Origin of the sequence: Martinezella paranaensis, from assembly GCF_014200235.1 — a bacterium.
GTDB classification, from domain to species: domain Bacteria; phylum Pseudomonadota; class Alphaproteobacteria; order Rhizobiales; family Rhizobiaceae; genus Rhizobium; species Rhizobium paranaense.
This window is the reverse complement of sequence record NZ_JACHBI010000011.1, coordinates 95,527-111,713: the sequence shown is the minus strand read 5'-3', so window position 1 is coordinate 111,713 and position 16,187 is coordinate 95,527. Positions and strand designations below refer to the sequence as shown.

The following is a 16,187-nucleotide window of genomic DNA, read 5'->3' as shown; positions in this document are numbered from 1 at the left end:
GAGGAACCGAAATGCCTATGACGATGCGCAAGTCCCTACAGATGATCGCCCTTGCCACTGCCCTCGGCGGCAGCGCTGCCTATGCGCCGAGCGCCTTCGCGATCGATGTCGATAAACAGATCAAGGATATTGAAAGTCACCCGGCAAGCGGGCCCAACGGCGAAAAAGCGACCCTCGCGAGCGACCTGAAGCTATCCGCCGAGGAGATCGAAAAGATCAAGGCGAAGCATGCCAAAGCGGCCATTGTGATGCACTACACGGCGTCTGACTGGGCCAAGGCCCAGATGGCCGGGCAAAAGAAGGCCCTGGAAGAGCTCGGCGTCGAAATCGTTGCGACGACTGATGCTGGATATCGCGCGGAGCAGCAAGTTTCAGACATCGAAAGCGTCATGGCGCTCAAACCTGACGTCATGATCACCGTTCCCGCCGAGCAGTCAGCCACGGCCGCAGCATACAAGAAAGCTGCTGCCGCTGGCATTAAGATCATCTTCCTTGACCAGACCGGCGCCGGGATGAAGGCTGGCAAAGACTATGTGAGCCTCGTCTCTTCCGACAACCGCGGGATGGGAAAGGTCGCCGCACTGCTCATGGCCAAGGCGCTCGACGGCAAGGGCGAAATCGGTCTCATCCCGCATGCGTCCGACCTTTTTGCCACCAAAGAACGCGTGGTCGGCTTCAAGGAAGCGATCAAGGATTATCCGGATATCAAGATCGTCCAGGAGACCGGTGTCGGAGGCCCTGATTTCTCAAGCGAATCCGAGCGCGTCGCCTCCGCAATGCTGACGGCCCACCCCAACCTCAATGGCATCTGGGCCGTGTGGGACGTTCCAACAGAAGGCGTCCTGTCAGCGGCGCGCGCAGCGGGCGCGTCCAAGAGCCTCGTCATCACCACTTGCGACCTTGGCGTCAACATCTCGATCGACATGGCTAAGAAGGGTTACGTCAAGGGAACCGGATCCCAGCGTCCGTACGGCGCCGGTTATGCCGAGGGCATCCTTGCCGGATACGCCCTACTCGGAAAGGACGCACCTCCCTACGTCGTGCTCCCGGCCCTTGCGGTGACCCGCGATAACCTGATCGAGGCGTGGCCGCAGTCGAACGGCGACCAGGCACCGAAGATTCTCACCGACGCAATGAACTAACGGTGCGCGGGAGCGGCTCCGGCCGCTCCCCGTCCCCAGCGGCGGACAACGACCATGAACACTCAAGCAGTCACCGAAACCCTCGCCGCCGTCAGGATGCGCGACGTGAGGAAATCGTTTGGCGGCGTGCACGCATTGCGCGGTGTCAGCCTGACGATCCAACCCGGGACAATCCATGCGCTGGTCGGCGAAAATGGCGCCGGCAAGTCTACGCTGTTGAAGATCCTGCAGGGCGTGGTCACACCCACGGAGGGATCCATCGAGGTTTTTGGCGAACACATGTCGTCAAGCTCTCCGGAGAATTCCCGCAGGCTCGGCATTGAGATGATCTTCCAGGACCTCAGCCTGATCCCCACCCTCACGGTCGCCCAGAACATTTTCCTCAACCGGGAGCCCCGCCGCCTGTCGATCTTGGTCGACGAGCGCAGGGAAATCGCACAGGCAGCCGAGATCATCGGCCAACTCAACCTCAGGGTTGATCCGAGGACGCCTGTTTTTGAACTCAGCCCCGGCCAGGCCCAGCTGACCGAGATCGCCAAGGCCATCCACCAGGACGCCAGGATCCTTATCCTTGACGAACCAACCTCGTCGCTGAGCGCACAGGAAGCCGACACTCTGTTCGGCATGTTGAAGAAGCTCACTGCGGCGGGAACAGCCGTGATCTACGTTTCCCATCGCATGACCGAGATCATGACGATCGCCGACGAGATTACAATTCTGCGTGACGGTCAGAACGTGACCTCCGGGAAGACATCCGAATTCACGCTCGACTCGATCGTGCAGCACATGGTCGGCAAGCGTGTCACCGGTTTCCAATACCAGGCGCGCGCCATTGATCGCAGCGGCAAACCCGTGCTGAGCGTACGTGGCCTTTCGGGCCCTTCGGGAAAACCCAGCGATGTCAGCTTCGACGTTCACAGGGGCGAGATTGTGGGAATAGCAGGCCTCATGGGCGCTGGCCGGAGCGAGCTTGCCCGCCTTCTTTTCGGCGTCGATAAGAAAACTGCGGGAACCGTAGAACTCGGCGACACTGCCGTTGAGTTCAAGTCACCTTCGGATGCGATCAAGGCTGGCATTGTGCTTGTTCCGGAGAGCCGCCACGAGGAAGGTCTGGTTGTCGAGCACAGCGTGGGCGACAATCTTGGACTGCCGCAGATCGGTCAGCTCGTCCGCGGTCCCTTCATCGACCGTCGACGCGAGGGAACACTGACCTCCGATCTCATCAAGCAACTGAGGATCAAGACGCCGTCCGCTGACAATAAGGTCAGGAACCTTTCCGGCGGCAACCAGCAGAAGATCGTTATTGCCAAATGGCTAGCGATTGATCCTTCGGTTGTCATTCTCGACGAACCAACAGCAGGCGTAGACATCGGTTCAAAGGCCGAGATCGTTGAACTCATTCGGAGCGTCGCCTCCTCCGGAAAGTCCGTCATCGTCATCTCGTCGGAACCAGCCGAGCTTCTGGCAACAAGTGACCGCATCCTGGTCATGAACAACGGACGTCTCGCGCGCGAAATCGAGCGCGACGAAATCGAAAGCTGGGCCACGATTGCCGGCGACGAAACTCAATCTCCGCTGATCCGCACCGAACTCGGTCTGCAGGTCGCGATTCAGAAGGCAACCCAAAATGTCCACTGAAGCCAAGACATTGAACACAGAGACGGATGCAACCCACATGCGGCCGTGGCACAGCAACTGGCGCGACTACGTCGTCTACATCGGCTTCGTCGTCATCTTCATCGTCTTCGCGATCCTGCTGCAGGATCGCGGATTCCTATCTTCAAACAACCTGCTCAACATCCTGCGGCAGACTGCGATCGTCGCCATCGTTTCCATGGCAATGTCGTTCGTACTCTCGGCGGGCGAGATCGACCTCTCGGTCGGAGCCATAGCCGGACTGTCGTCGGTGGTCGCTGGCCTGGTGCTGAGCAAGTACGGTCTATTCCCCGGCATTCTCGCGGGCTTGACCCTCGGGCTGCTGGTAGGCGCCGTAAACGGCGGCCTGACTGCCTATCTCAACATCCCGTCGTTCTTGGTGACACTCGGCATGATGGGGATCGCGCGAGGGGTCGGAATGTGGGTAAGCGGCACTTCGCCTGTTCCAATTATCAACGATACGTTCATTTTCGTCTTTGGTTCCGGTAACATCGGCCCTGTTCCTGTCCTCGTTGTCTGGGTCGCCGTTCTGGGCACGATCGCCCATATCGCGCTCCGAAAGACACCGTTCGGCCGCAAGGTCATGTCGGCAGGCGGAAACTCGGTCGCAGCTCGCTACAGCGGCGTCGATGTCCGGAAAATCAAGTTCCAGGTGCTGCTACTGACGGGGATGGCCGCTGCGATCGCTGGCATGCTCTATGCTGGACGCCTGCAGTCTGGACGCTTCCAGCTTGGCGAAGGCGATGAGCTGTCTGTCATTGCAGCCGTGGTTCTCGGCGGTACCAGCCTATTCGGCGGACGCGGCACCGTGATCGGTTCCATCGTCGGTGCCCTGCTCATCGGTGTCATCAACAACGGTCTTATTCTTGGCGGCCTCGACTACAGCCAGCAGCTCATCGCGCGCGGAATGCTCATCATCCTGGCTGTGGCGGTCGGCCGAAGCCGCTAACCTGGAAGGTTCTACGGAGGTATTACGATATGAGAGTTTTAGTCACAGGCGGCAGCGGCAAACTGGGTAGAGCCACGATCAAGCATCTGGTTGAGAGCGGCCACGACGTCATCAACGCGGATACGATCGCTCCGCCAGAAAACCTCTGCCCCTTCGTCAGGGTCGATTTCGAGGATATGCGCGCCACGATCGAGGCGATCAGTGGCTTTGATTGGGACCACAATCGCAACACTGAAGCCGTCGTCCATCTGGCCGCTGTGCCGATGCCGGGGCGCGTTGCTCCTGCGGATGTTTTCCGGGTCAACACCATTTCGACGTTCAATGTTTTCGAGTCATGCCGCTTGCTCGGCATCAAGAACATCGTGTGGGCGTCGAGCGAGACCCTGCTCGGCATTCCTTACGAGATCAAGCCTGACTATCTGCCGGCGGACGAGAATTATCAGTCGCGCCCGGAAACCTCCTATTCCCTCTCGAAGCATCTCGGCGAGGAGATGGCAAAGCAGTATTGCCGCTGGGACAGCGAGCTCAAGATCGTTTGCCTACGCTTCTCCAACGTTATGGACGAGAGCGAGTATGCGGACTTCCCGGCCTTCGAGCAGAACCCGGGCAGCAGACGCTTCAACCTTTGGACCTATATCGACGCCCGCGACGGGGCACAGGCGATCCGTCGCTCGCTCGAGTGGAGCGGCAAAGGTGCCGAGGTGTTCATCATCGCAAACGACGATGGGGTCATGACCACCTCCAACGAGGAACTCGTCAGGAGGTGGTATCCGGGGGTCCCGTTCAAGAAGCAGATCGGGAACAACGAAACCTTGCTGTCGATCGACAAAGCAAAGAGCGTTCTCGGATACCAGCCTGAACATAGCTGGCGAAAATATGTAGGCTCCTGAGAAATCAGCCAGCTTGAAGGGAAAGAAAATGCCGACCAGGAAACAGACAGCACCGGTCTCAGAGATCAAAGAGGACGCCTTCGCGAAAACAATGACCGCGACAGCCCACCTTCGGTTGCGCCAGCTCATCCTGGATAACAAGTGGGCGCCCGGTTACCAGGCGACCGAACAGGAAGTCGCGTCCCAGTTGGGGATGAGCCGGACGCCCGTAAGGGAGGCGCTCATGCGCCTCCAGCAGGACGGACTTGTCTCGGTGATCCCGAGGCACGGAATGCGGGTTCTGCCGATTTCTATTTCTGACATGAAGGAAATTTACGAAATCCTGACGTCGCTCGAGAGTACGGCTGCAGAGCTTGCCGCCAGCCGCCAGCTTTCCGAGGATCAACTCCGGGGTCTCGAAAAGGCGACGGCCGACATGGACCATGCGCTTTCACAAGATAATTTGGAGCGCTGGGCGCAGGCGGACGCAAGATTTCATGAGCAACTGCTCGACCTTGGCGGCAACCAGATGCTCAAGTCGGTCGTCCTCAATTTCATCGACCGCGCACATCGCGTCAGGATGGTGACGCTGAAGATGCGTCCCAAGCCGGTTAACTCAACCCGCGAACATGCAGAACTCGTGCAAGCAATCCGCGAAGGCGACCGCGAAAAAGCAAGAAACATTCACAAGGCGCACCGCGAGCGGGCAGGCAAGGAACTGCTCGACCTTCTCGAGCGCCTCGGCCTCAACCACCTCTAGGACAGGTTTCAAATGTCATCGTTGTACAACACTCTCAAGATCGCAGTCCTTCCCGGCGACGGGATCGGCAGGGAAGTCATGCCTGCCTGCCTGGAATTGATCGACGCCGCCGTCAGCCAGGCGGGCGCGCCACCGCTCGTGTTCGAGACGCATCAGGCCGGTGCCCAGCACTACGCGGAGACCGGCGAGGCCCTGCCCGCCGCCGCGCTCGAGGGCTGCCGGACATCCGACGCAATCCTCTTCGGCGCGATGGGCTGGCCCGACATCCGCTTCCCGGACGGGACGGAAATCATTCCGCAGCTCGACCTGCGCATGGAGTTCGGCCTGTTTGCAGGTGTCCGTCCGATCCGGTGGTTTCCCGGCCTTCCGAAAGTGCTGTCCGATCCTCGCGCCGAAGGAATCGACTTCGTGTTGGTCCGCGAGCAGACAGAAGGACTGTTTTATGCGCGTGGCCGTGGCGAAGTGCTAAACGACCAAGAGGCCTACGACACGATGCAGATCACGCGGGCCGGCACCGAGCGCGTTACCGAATTCGCTTTCCAGCTGGCCGCCCAGCGCAAACGTCGCGGCAAGGCCGGCACGGTGACCTGCGTCGACAAGGCGAATGTCTTCAGTTCGATGGCTTTCTTCCGGAAGGTTTTCGATGAGATCGCCGCCAAGCACCCCGAGTTGCAGAAGGACTATGCCTATGTCGACGCGCTGGCGCTCAACATGGTGAAGAAGCCTTGGACGCTTGACGTGCTGGTGACCGAGAACATGTTTGGCGACATCCTTTCCGACCTTGCGGCCGGTCTGATCGGCGGCATGGGTATGGCCCCTTCGGCGGACATCGGCGATACGCACGGCCTCTTCCAGCCGGCACACGGGACCGCTCCCGATATCGCGGGCAAGGGCGTCGCCAATCCGGGCGCAATGTTCCTGTCGGGAGCGATGATGCTCGACTGGCTGGCGGTGAAGCACGGGGATCAGCGGCTTGCTGACGCCGCCGGGCTGATCGAGGCCGCGGTCGAGCACACCTTGTCGACCAAGATCGCGGTTCCAATGGAGTATGGCGGAAGCGCCAATTGCGCGGAGATGACGCGCAGCGTGATCGGCGCTCTGGGTGCCGTCCGCAAGGAGGTCGCATGAGTTCGGCATCCACAGGCTTTGTCGTGGTCGTAGAGTTCGTCGTTCGAAACCAGTTCGCCGATAATTTCGATGCGGCGATAATCGAGAATGCGGCGACGTCGCTGCGCGACGAACCGAACTGCGAAGTGTTCGATGTCTGCCGCGATCCTGAGCGGCCCGAGCGAATCTACATCTATGAAGTCTATGGCTCAAGAGCCGATTTCGACTTCCACCTGAAGACGCCGCACTTCACGAGCTTTGATGCGATGGTTCGAGATTGGGTGGCCGAAAAGCGAGTGGAAACGTTCGAGCGCATTTCGTCCCACAAGAAGGAGGGCGCGAGATGACCAGCAGCGTCAAGGCGATTGTCTTCGACACGTTCGGCACTGTCGTCGACTGGCGGGGTTCGATCATCCGCGATCTCACCGCCTGGGGCGCGGCGGAGGGCCTGCAGATCGACTGGACCGGTCTCGTCGACCGCTGGCGAGACCATTACAATCCCCAGAAAGCGCGGGTGCGCAGCGGCGAGTTGCCGTGGACGAACCTGGACGAACTTCACTTCGATGCCTTGAAGGCAGTGTTCGCAGAGATGGGGCTGGCCGAACTAGACCACGACCGGATGATGCACGTCAACAAGGTCTGGCATCGCCTGGACGGCTGGCCCGACACATCGCGCGGGCTACACCGGCTGAAGTCGAAGTTTATCATCGGCCCTCTGTCCAACGCCAATGTCGCGATTCTCGTCAATATGGCAAAGCATGCCGACTTGCCGTGGGACAACGTGTTCTCCTGCGAGCTTTTCCAGCACTACAAGCCCGATCCTGAGACCTACCTCGGGGTCTGCAAACTCCTTTATCTGGAGCCCGGGGCCGTCATGATGTGCGCTGCCCACAACTACGATCTTGCCGCCGCGCGCAGCCTTGGCCTTAAAACCGCATTCATCGCACGACCCACCGAATACGGCGAGGGCCAGACGACCGACCTCACAGCCGAGCAGCGCTGGGATTACGTCGCCGACGATCTCGAAGACCTCGCCCGACAACTCGGATGCTAGAAGAGAGAAAGACAATGCAGACATACAAGATGTTCATCGACGGCAAGTGGGAAGACGCTGCCAACGGAGATACGTTCGAGACGAAGAACCCTTTCAACGGGCAGACCTGGGCCGCTATTCCGAAGGGCGGCAGGGAAGATGCGGAACGAGCAGTCGAGGCTGCGCACCGCGCCTTCACGAGTGGTCCGTGGCCGAAGCTCACCGCGAGCGCCCGCGGACACCTTCTTCGGCGTCTTGGCGATCTGATCGCCGAGAATGCGGAGCATCTCGCGACGATCGAGGTTACGGACAACGGCAAGCTCATCAACGAGATGCTGTTTCAGCTCAAATACATCCCGCAGTGGTACTACTACTTCGGCGGGCTGGCGGACAAGATCGAAGGAGCGGTCATCCCGATCGATAAGGCGGACACCTTCAACTTCACTCGTAATGAGCCGCTCGGCGTCTGCGTCGGGATTACGCCGTGGAACTCCCCTCTCCTGCTGCTCGCCTACAAGCTGGCACCGGCACTCGCCGCAGGGAACACATTCGTGGCAAAGCCCTCGGAGTTCACGTCTGCTTCGACCCTTGAGTTCGCAAAGCTCGTCGAGCAGGCTGGCTTTCCCGCGGGCGTCTTCAACGTCGTTACAGGGTTCGGCGCAGATGTCGGCGAGACGCTGACGACCCACAAGTACGTCGCCAAGATCGCTTTCACGGGAAGTGAAGGCACCGGGCGCAAGATCGGCGAGCTTGCAGCGCGCAACTTCAAGAAGGTTACGCTTGAACTCGGCGGCAAGAGCCCGCACATCGTCTTCGACGATGCGGAGATCGACAATGCCGTCAACGGGGTGATCTCCGGCATCTTCGCTGCCACCGGACAGACATGTATTGCGGGCTCACGATTGCTCGTGCAGCGAAAGATCCACGACCAGTTTCTCGAGAAGATCGTCAACCTCGCAAAAACGGCGAGAATGGGCGATCCGCTCTTGACGTCGACGCAGGTTGGCCCCGTGACGACGCCGCCGCAACTCGAGAAGATCCTCGGCTATATCAACATCGCAAAAGGCGAAGGCGCCGAATGCGTTCTCGGTGGGGGGCGGCCGGACAATGCCGAGCTCTCCAGGGGCTGGTTCGTCGAACCTACGATTTTCTCCGGGGTCCGAAACGACATGCGCATCGCGCAGGAGGAGGTCTTCGGCCCGGTTCTGGCGGTCATCCCCTTCGACAGCGATGAGGAAGCCGTGCATATTGCCAATGACACCAATTACGGGCTGGCCGCGGGCTTCTGGACCCAGGACATGCGTCGTATCCTGAAGGTTTCGGCCGCTATCCAGGCTGGCACCATCTGGGTCAACACTTACCGCGTCATCAGCTATATGTCGCCGCTGGGAGGCTACAAGCACTCCGGCATCGGTCGCGAGAATGGCATCGCCTCGATCCAGAACTACATGCAGACGAAGAGCGTGATGATCTCCACCGCTGAAGACGTCGCCAACCCCTTCATCATGAGGTGATTCATGGTGGCCGCCGGAAAGTTGCTGGTCGGCTGCGTCGCCGACGATTTCACGGGAGCGACCGACGTCGCGAACATCTTCGCGCGCGCCGGCCTCAAAACGACGGTGCTGATCGGCGTTCCTGAAGACGACAGGGACATTGACGCCGACGTAATCGTTGTCGCCCTCAAGACTCGAACGACACCTCCGCAAATGGCGGTCGAGGAGTCCTTGGCCGCGCTGCGATGGCTGCGTGGCTGTGGCGCGCAGAAGTACTACTTCAAGTACTGCTCGACGTTCGATTCCACGGCGAAGGGCAACATCGGCCCGGTCGCCGACGCGATGCTTGCGGAGCTTGGCCAATCCATAACGATCGCCTGCCCCGCCTTCCCTGCCAACGGCCGGACGGTTTACAAGGGCAACCTGTTCGTCGGCGACGTGCCGCTGGACGAGTCCGGCATGCGCAATCATCCGTTGACGCCGATGACAGACGCGAACCTGCTGCGGGTGCTCGGGCCGCAGTCGCGGGCCGAAATCACCGGATGCTATTACGAGACGGTGAAGCAAGGGGCGTCCGCCATCGCCGAATGGGCCGCCCCCATTCACGGCGACGGCACGCGTATTGTCGTCATCGACGCCCTGGCTGACGAGGACCTTGTCGAGATTGCCCAGGCATTCAAGGATCTCGTGCTGTTCACCGGTGCGTCGGGCCTGGCATATGGGCTGGCTCGTGTTCTTCTTGCCGGCGGGAACAGCCGCGACGCTGCCGTTACGACTGACTTGGAAGAAGGCTACAGAGCCGTCGTCTCCGGTAGCTGCTCGGTCGCAACCAACGGACAGGTAGAGGCGATGCTCGCAGACCACGAGGGTTTCCGCGTCGACCTCTCAAAGCTGGCGGACGGCGGCGATGTCGTCGGCGAGGCCGTCGAGTGGGCCTCGTCCCGTCTGGGCCGCAAGCCTGTTCTCATCTATGCGACGGCTCTGCCCGACGAGGTGAAGGAAAACCAACGCAAGTTGGGCGCCGCGCAGTCCGGCGAGATGGTCGAGGCCGCCCTCTCCTCAATCGCGCGAAGGCTCGTCGAGAAGGGTGTGAGCGATCTCATCGTCGCCGGCGGCGAGACGTCGGGAGCGGTGGTGAAGTCGCTCGGCGTCGACCAGCTCTCGATTGGCAACGAAATCGCCCCCGGAGTGCCGTGGGTACACGCAAAGAGCCAGGGGCGATCTCTGTCGCTCGCGTTGAAGTCCGGCAACTTCGGCGAACGGGACTTCTTCATGAACGCTTGGGACCGGCTACGATGATAGGCTCCATATCTGAAGAGACGAAGGTCCGCGACGAGATAGTCGAGGTCGGTCGCTCGCTCTTCGACCGCGGGCTGACCGCAGGATCGACCGGCAACATCAGCGTCCGTCTGTCGGACGGTCGAATTTTGATGACGCCCACCAACGCTTCGTTGGGCGTGCTCGATCCAGCACGGCTGTCCTGCTTTTCGGCGGAAGGCGTGCATGTCGGAGGTGACAAGCCCACCAAGGAGGCGTTCCTCCACAAGTGCATGTATTGCGGTAAGGACAATCGCCGAGCCGTCGTCCACCTGCATTCAACCTATTCGGTTGCCGTCAGCTTGTTGAAGCAGGTCAACGAGCGCGACGTTCTGCCGCCCCTGACCGCCTACTATGTCATGCGTATCGGTTTCCTGCCGCTCGTGCCGTATTTTCCTCCCGGAGACGAAGCGCTGGCGGCGGCGGTGGGAGCCGCCGCCGCGAACCATCATGCGGTGTTGATGGCAAACCATGGACCTGTCGTCGCGGGCAAGTCCCTAAAGGACGCCCAGTACGCGACTGAGGAGTTGGAGGAAACGGCGAAGCTCTTCTTGCTCTTGCAGAACCACGAGGTCCGGCCGCTCACCGCCGAGGAAAGGGCCACCTTGATCAATCTCTCGAGGTGACAGGAGCGCGTTACGAACCAGGAGGAACCCAGCGGGTCTGGGTGCCGTAACCTGCACTCTCGTTCGTGCCATTGTGCGGCCCGTAAAGGGGAAATGCCATGAAACTTCTGGTCACTGGAAGCAGCGGACGAATCGGGCGCGCGGCGATTGAACGCCTTCTCGAAGAGGGGCACGAGGTCATCGGAATCGACGAGGTGCCGTCATCCGACATGAGGTGCCCGTTCGCCCGCGTCGATATGCGGGACTATGGCCAGGTCCTTGATGCGGTCGCCGATATCGAATCCGGGATTTAGGGCATCGTCCATCTTGCTGCGATAGTAGGCGCGAAAGTCGCTGCGAGCACGCACATATTTCACACCAATACCGCCATCAGCTACAATGTTTTCCAATCTGCAAGGATCGCGGGCATAAAGAACATTGTTTCTGCGAGCAGTGAGACCTTGCTGGGCGTCCCGTTTGACGATCCACCTGCCTATTTTCCGGTCGATGACAAGCTGACCTCGAAGCCTGAGAGTAGCTACGCGCTTTCCAAACTTGTAGACGAATCCGTCGCAGCCGAATTCTGCCGCTGGGATCCCGCGCTCAAAATGATCGGCCCGCGGTTTTCTTGGGTAAAAGAGCCCCACCAATATGATGCAATGAAAGCTTGCGAAGATAATCCCGGCGTTCAGAAATGGAACCTGTGGTCCTATGTTGACAGACGGGACTGTGCCCAGGCCATTTCGCTTGCGCTCAACGCAAGCCTCAATGGTTTCCATCACTTCGTGATAGCAGCAGATGATACCGTGTTGGCGCGGCCCACACGTGCCCTTAGGGCTGCTTATTATCCCAATGTACCGCTACAAGGACAACGTGCTGAACATGGCAGTCTTGTCTCAAGCCTAGTGGCCCCGAGACGTTCTATGATATCGCCCGAAGTACAGCTGGCGTGACATACCAGCGGGGGTCTCCTAGCTTCTTAGGCTGCTGTGACCTTTCAAAAGAAGGTCGAACGCGGATCAGCAGATTTATCATATCCGGGCGGGCTTCCAAGTTGCTTGCATTCGCTTCATAAGGTTCGCCGGTGTTTGCACTTCTGAAAATGGGGAACACAGACGTGATTTCGAAGGGTGCGGAAGAAGCAGCGTCGGCAACGACGTCTCCTTGTGTACAGATCTCTCGTCCAACTGCTTTCAAACAGCAGACGGCAGACTTCAACTCCGAGCTTCACGCTCGACCGTCGATCTATTTCACCGGTCCGGCAATTGTTGAGCACGTTGCTTTCATGCCCATAGACGGTGTGATCAAGGAGTTCCACGACAGTCTCGAAGCTGATGGCACGATTTCGGTTAGAGTCGAAAGGCACACTGAATTCGTGACGGTTACGCGCGTCCGGAAACTTGACAGCGAGCCAGGGGGCTGGCCGGAATCTGACCTCCTTGAAAGTGATTTTGCCGAGCTCGCAGGATTGAACTCACCGCTGCTCGTTTGTCACGTCAGCATCCTTGTCCTCGGGAACCCTCCTGACAAGCTGGGACCGGTGCTGGAAACCTTCGGCTTCGGTGATACCGCCGCCTCATTGATCGGTGGGGGCGCGGCGCAGGTTTGCTCCGATTTTCGTGTTCGAGGGGACAATTCAAGTAGAATTATCCTGTTCAACAAGGACCTGAACGCACACCGCCTGGGGCGCATGGTACGCCGGATCTTCGAGATCGAAACCTACAGATCCATGGCGCTTCTCGGATTGCCGGAAGCGCGTCGTCTCGCCCCGCTTCTCGGCGGATATGACACGGAGTTGGTTCAACTGACCAATCGCAATCTTCGTACGCCCGCACATCAGCACAAGCAATTGCTCGAGGAGATTACCGCTCTCTCATCCCATGTCATTTCGGCCACCGCCGAGACCAGAAACAGGTTCGGCGCAACCGCAGCCTACGCCAAGATCGTTGAGGAGAGGATCGCGCTTTTACGGGAAACGCACGTCGTCGGCTTTCAACGCTTCGGTACCTTCGTGGAGCGGCGGTTCAAGCCAGCGGTGCGTACCTGTGAAGCGACCGCCTTGAGGCTTGAGCAACTATCGAGGGCCGCGATGCACTTGCTCGACTTGTTGCAAACCCGAATTCAGGTCGAGATCGAATTCCAGAACGCGACACAGATCCAGGCCATGGCTGATCGCGCCGCGACGCAGGTCAAGATCCAGCGCGCGGTCGAAGGCTTTTCGATCATTGCAATAAGCTACTATTTGTTGAGCTTGCTGAAGTTCGTGTATGAAACGGCAGACCACGCTGGGTTCCATTTCGATCCAATGATCATGCTCGTCGCTGTTCCGGTCGTTGTGGGATCTGTTGTGATCACTATTCTGCGCGTCAAGCATGCGCTGAAAGCAGAGAGCTAGCGGCGCGCAACCTCGCCTCAACAAACTCGATCAATCAAGCAGCTCTTGAGTATCTCCACGAGGCGGTTCAGCGGAGGCGGTCATCTCTTCTTCAGGTAATGGCTCGCTCGGGGACTGCGTTTTGAATCTAAGATTTGGCAGGCATTCTCGCCACCACGACGTCGGCGACAATCAATAATGCCAGAGACGACGCACTTTTAGCTTTGCCGAAAATTCCGATGGGAGCTTTGATCCGGTTGATCGGCCTACGCAATAGCCGTAGTCGGCCAGAGCCTTGATCCGCTCGCCAGCCGGCTGAGGGTTCTTTCGATCGTATCCTCCATTGGCCTTTGCGCCCTTCAATTTCGGTTAAGGTATTACGTATAAGGTTATACCTCATACGGAGTTCAAAAGGTTTGCTCGGGCGGAGGGGAAATAATGTGGAGGATTCGGAAATTTGGCGTGGCGATACGTTTGTCTATCGCATTCGGGTTGCTGTTGTGCGCAATGGGAGTTCTGTCTCTTTCGTCAATCAGCCAGGTCGACGAGATCAACGGGAAGCTCAGCCTCATAAATGGCAGTAATAGCCAAAAATTTCGGAATGGCATCGATATGCTGGGCTCGGTCCGCGATCGAGCGGTAGCATTGCGCGACATCGTTTTGACTGACTCGAATACGGATCAAGCCACGACAATCGTGATGATGAGAAAGCTACAGGCATCCTACGCTTCCAACTTCGCGGAGTTGCAAAAGGCCGTTAATTCCGACGTCGCCAGCACCCCCGCAGAGCGTCGCCTCGCTGAGGGTCTGACGGCTTTTCAGAATGACGCCGAGCCTTTGATTGCCGACGTCACCAAGTTGACGCTCGACGGAAAAAGAGACGAGGCAAAGCCGCTGCTCTTAAATGAACTGAGACCCAAGTTGACGGCATGGATTGGTGCTCTGAACAAGTTGATCGATTACGAGCAAGCTCTAAACCAAGGCGTTGGTGGCAAAGTTAAAGCAGCTTCTGATGAATTTAAATTTCTGACGCTAGCTGCGCTCGGCATAGCTGCCTTGTTCGGAGTAACCGCGGCATCGCTCACTATCCGCTCCATCATCGTGCCTCTGGCGAAACTACAGCAGTCAGTCCTGCAAATGATCGCCGGCGACATGGAAATTGACCAAATACTCGAGCGACGGAAGGATGAAATCGGTCAGCTCGCGCGGCAGATATCCGGCCTTAAGAATCATCTTTCAGAAAAAGCGGAGCGCGATGCGGTCGCCGAGCATCATCGACAGGATGCCGAGCGGCGGCGTTTGGAGAACGAAGGAGAGGAGCGCCAGCGGGCTGCCGAACAGACCAGTTCCGCCGTCGAACAAGTTGCCGATGCACTGAGGCAGTTATCGAAAGGCAACCTTCACATTCAGCTTGATCGGCCTTTCACGGGAGCTCTTGAGCCGCTCAGATTGGACTTCAATTCAGCGATTAGCCAGCTTCGCGATGCAATGTCCGAAGTAAACGACAATGCGCAGGCGATTGCTGCGGGGGCTGAAGAAATCCGTGCTTCCTCGAACGAACTCGCGGTGAGAACGGAGCAGCAAGCTATAGTCGTCGAGCAAACGGCTTCTGTCCTCGCAGACATGACAAGGCAGGTGGTGGACGCAAGCCATAAAGCTCACGCAGCAGGGATCCTCGTCGGCGAGACCAAGGAACATGCCGAGAGGTCAGGCACCATAATGCGCGAGACTATTGAGGCCATGACAAACATTCGGTCTTCTTCGGTCGAAATAGGCAATATTATCGGTGTCATCGATGAAATCGCATCTCAGACAAACCTTTTGGCTTTGAACGCAGGCATTGAGGCGGCTCGGGCCGGGGAGACTGGCCGAGGGTTCGCGGTAGTAGCGCAGGAGGTCAGAGACCTGGCGCAAAGGTCTGCGGCGGCGGCGAAAGAAATCAAGTCTCTGATCAAAATATCCAACCTGCATATCAATGATGGGGTCCAGCGTGTGCAACAGGCCGGCAACGCTTTGGGCCAAATCGTTGTTCAGGTGCAGAGCGTCAATCAGAACGTCGACGCCATTGCTCAGGTTTCTCGCGTTCAAGCCGACGGGCTCAAGGAAATCAATTTCTCAGTCGGTAAGATCGAATCAGCGACACAGCAGAACACAGCTATGGTGGAAGAGTCGACTGCTGCCGTGAACAATCTCGCGAAGGAGACCGCATCGCTTTTCGAGATGCTATCCAGGTTCCAAATTGCCGATGGGCCGGCAAAGACGAACCGCGCAGAGGAGCCAACGCTTTATCTAGTCGTGGCATAGCAAGCCGATGCAAAGCAGGACTTTCATTTTATGCCCGGTGTGATCTCCCTCCCCCAGAGGGACTAGCATCTGCCGAGGACCGGAACCCGACGACGCAGCAATCTACGGAGGGGAGATTGGCGGCGCTGGAAACTCAGAGGGCCGCTGACCTGCGGTAAGCGGCCGGAATTTTTGAGGCGCCTTTTTATTAACCGGAAGGTCAATAAGGCGGCCCGGCGTTTTAAGCCGGCAAGGCACGTTCTCCACTTAAGACGCGCCAGGTTCGCCGCTCTCGAACGACTAGGGACGGAATAGGGACATCGAGCCGGCACAAGCGTTCGGTTGCCGTTTTCGGGAGTCGAGTTGCGACGGCGCGATGATAGGATGCGGCTTGCCCTGGTCGCCAAACAGGACTCGTCGGCTCCAAGATCTCCTAACATTTGTGCACACAAGGCAGTGGAACCTCGATGTGGTCGAGGGCAATTCTCTGCGATCAATCCAGTGACCGATCGATGCCTCGACAGAGGCCGTACTCGTTGCCCTTCAAGACTCCACCAAACGGCAGAAAAAGTGCTTGCCATATTGGGTATGACATCATA

General features: G+C 58.7%; 13 protein-coding genes and 1 pseudogene. All 14 read left to right on the top strand.

Features of this window, described 5'->3' with window-relative positions:
* Positions 1–11: 11 nt before the first annotated feature.
* The 14 genes and pseudogenes from GGD50_RS23755 to GGD50_RS23685 all read left to right on the top strand — a co-directional run bounded on the left by GGD50_RS23755 (position 12) and on the right by GGD50_RS23685 (position 15,609).
* Positions 12–1,142, top strand: coding sequence for a substrate-binding domain-containing protein (locus GGD50_RS23755; RefSeq protein WP_004129791.1), 1,131 nt, complete (start codon positions 12–14; stop codon positions 1,140–1,142).
* 54 nt (positions 1,143–1,196) lie between these two features.
* Positions 1,197–2,780 carry a sugar ABC transporter ATP-binding protein gene (locus tag GGD50_RS23750; protein ID WP_183939830.1) on the top strand — a complete coding sequence of 528 codons (1,584 nt, stop codon included), beginning with the start codon at positions 1,197–1,199 and terminating at the stop codon, positions 2,778–2,780.
* Positions 2,770–3,747 carry an ABC transporter permease gene (locus GGD50_RS23745; protein ID WP_004129795.1) on the top strand — a complete coding sequence of 326 codons (978 nt, stop codon included), beginning with the start codon at positions 2,770–2,772 and terminating at the stop codon, positions 3,745–3,747. The genes GGD50_RS23750 and GGD50_RS23745 overlap by 11 nt, the downstream gene beginning before the upstream one ends.
* Before the next feature lie 29 nt (positions 3,748–3,776).
* Positions 3,777–4,637 carry an NAD-dependent epimerase/dehydratase family protein gene (locus GGD50_RS23740; RefSeq protein ID WP_004129798.1) on the top strand — a complete coding sequence of 287 codons (861 nt, stop codon included), beginning with the start codon at positions 3,777–3,779 and terminating at the stop codon, positions 4,635–4,637.
* A 28-nt stretch (positions 4,638–4,665) separates the two neighbouring features.
* Complete coding sequence (locus tag GGD50_RS23735; RefSeq protein ID WP_004129802.1) at positions 4,666–5,376, top strand: GntR family transcriptional regulator; 711 nt, start codon at positions 4,666–4,668, stop codon at positions 5,374–5,376.
* Between the two features lie 12 nt (positions 5,377–5,388).
* Entirely contained in the window at positions 5,389–6,504 is a 1,116-nt protein-coding gene (locus GGD50_RS23730; RefSeq protein ID WP_004129804.1) for an isocitrate/isopropylmalate dehydrogenase family protein, read from the top strand.
* Positions 6,501–6,830, top strand: coding sequence for a putative quinol monooxygenase (locus GGD50_RS23725; RefSeq protein ID WP_004129808.1), 330 nt, complete (start codon positions 6,501–6,503; stop codon positions 6,828–6,830). Before GGD50_RS23730 ends, GGD50_RS23725 begins: the two co-directional genes overlap by 4 nt.
* Positions 6,827–7,537 carry a haloacid dehalogenase type II gene (locus GGD50_RS23720; RefSeq protein WP_004129810.1) on the top strand — a complete coding sequence of 237 codons (711 nt, stop codon included), beginning with the start codon at positions 6,827–6,829 and terminating at the stop codon, positions 7,535–7,537. The genes GGD50_RS23725 and GGD50_RS23720 overlap by 4 nt, the downstream gene beginning before the upstream one ends.
* 14 nt (positions 7,538–7,551) lie before the next feature.
* A complete protein-coding gene (locus tag GGD50_RS23715; RefSeq protein WP_028753517.1) occupies positions 7,552–9,030 on the top strand; it encodes an aldehyde dehydrogenase in 1,479 nt (492 codons plus the stop codon).
* 3 nt (positions 9,031–9,033) lie between these two features.
* The gene (gene otnK / locus GGD50_RS23710; protein ID WP_004129826.1) at positions 9,034–10,308 is read left to right on the top strand and encodes a 3-oxo-tetronate kinase; all 1,275 of its coding nucleotides are present in this window, start codon (positions 9,034–9,036) and stop codon (positions 10,306–10,308) included.
* Entirely contained in the window at positions 10,305–10,952 is a 648-nt protein-coding gene (otnC, locus tag GGD50_RS23705; RefSeq protein WP_004129830.1) for a 3-oxo-tetronate 4-phosphate decarboxylase, read from the top strand. The genes otnK and otnC overlap by 4 nt, the downstream gene beginning before the upstream one ends.
* Positions 10,953–11,050: 98 nt before the next feature.
* Positions 11,051–11,884: pseudogene (locus GGD50_RS23695) on the top strand (NAD-dependent epimerase/dehydratase family protein).
* Between the two features lie 164 nt (positions 11,885–12,048).
* On the top strand, positions 12,049–13,326 hold the full coding sequence (locus tag GGD50_RS23690) for a DUF3422 domain-containing protein (RefSeq protein ID WP_004129836.1): 1,278 nt from the start codon (positions 12,049–12,051) through the stop codon (positions 13,324–13,326).
* Between the two features lie 441 nt (positions 13,327–13,767).
* Positions 13,768–15,609, top strand: coding sequence for a methyl-accepting chemotaxis protein (locus GGD50_RS23685; protein WP_240535560.1), 1,842 nt, complete (start codon positions 13,768–13,770; stop codon positions 15,607–15,609).
* Positions 15,610–16,187: the final 578 nt, after the last annotated feature.

Excerpts from the sequence above, each read along its gene's own strand:
- otnK (WP_004129826.1), top strand. The coding sequence starts at position 9,034 with ATGGTGGCCGCCGGAAAGTTGCTGGTCGGCTGCGTCGCCGACGATTTC.
- GGD50_RS23720 (WP_004129810.1), top strand. The coding sequence starts at position 6,827 with ATGACCAGCAGCGTCAAGGCGATTGTCTTCGACACGTTCGGCACTGTC.
- otnC (WP_004129830.1), top strand. The coding sequence starts at position 10,305 with ATGATAGGCTCCATATCTGAAGAGACGAAGGTCCGCGACGAGATAGTC.
- GGD50_RS23750 (WP_183939830.1), top strand. The coding sequence starts at position 1,197 with ATGAACACTCAAGCAGTCACCGAAACCCTCGCCGCCGTCAGGATGCGC.
- GGD50_RS23715 (WP_028753517.1), top strand. The coding sequence starts at position 7,552 with ATGCAGACATACAAGATGTTCATCGACGGCAAGTGGGAAGACGCTGCC.
- GGD50_RS23755 (WP_004129791.1), top strand. The coding sequence starts at position 12 with ATGCCTATGACGATGCGCAAGTCCCTACAGATGATCGCCCTTGCCACT.
- GGD50_RS23730 (WP_004129804.1), top strand. The coding sequence starts at position 5,389 with ATGTCATCGTTGTACAACACTCTCAAGATCGCAGTCCTTCCCGGCGAC.
- GGD50_RS23740 (WP_004129798.1), top strand. The coding sequence starts at position 3,777 with ATGAGAGTTTTAGTCACAGGCGGCAGCGGCAAACTGGGTAGAGCCACG.
- GGD50_RS23725 (WP_004129808.1), top strand. The coding sequence starts at position 6,501 with ATGAGTTCGGCATCCACAGGCTTTGTCGTGGTCGTAGAGTTCGTCGTT.
- GGD50_RS23735 (WP_004129802.1), top strand. The coding sequence starts at position 4,666 with ATGCCGACCAGGAAACAGACAGCACCGGTCTCAGAGATCAAAGAGGAC.
- GGD50_RS23745 (WP_004129795.1), top strand. The coding sequence starts at position 2,770 with ATGTCCACTGAAGCCAAGACATTGAACACAGAGACGGATGCAACCCAC.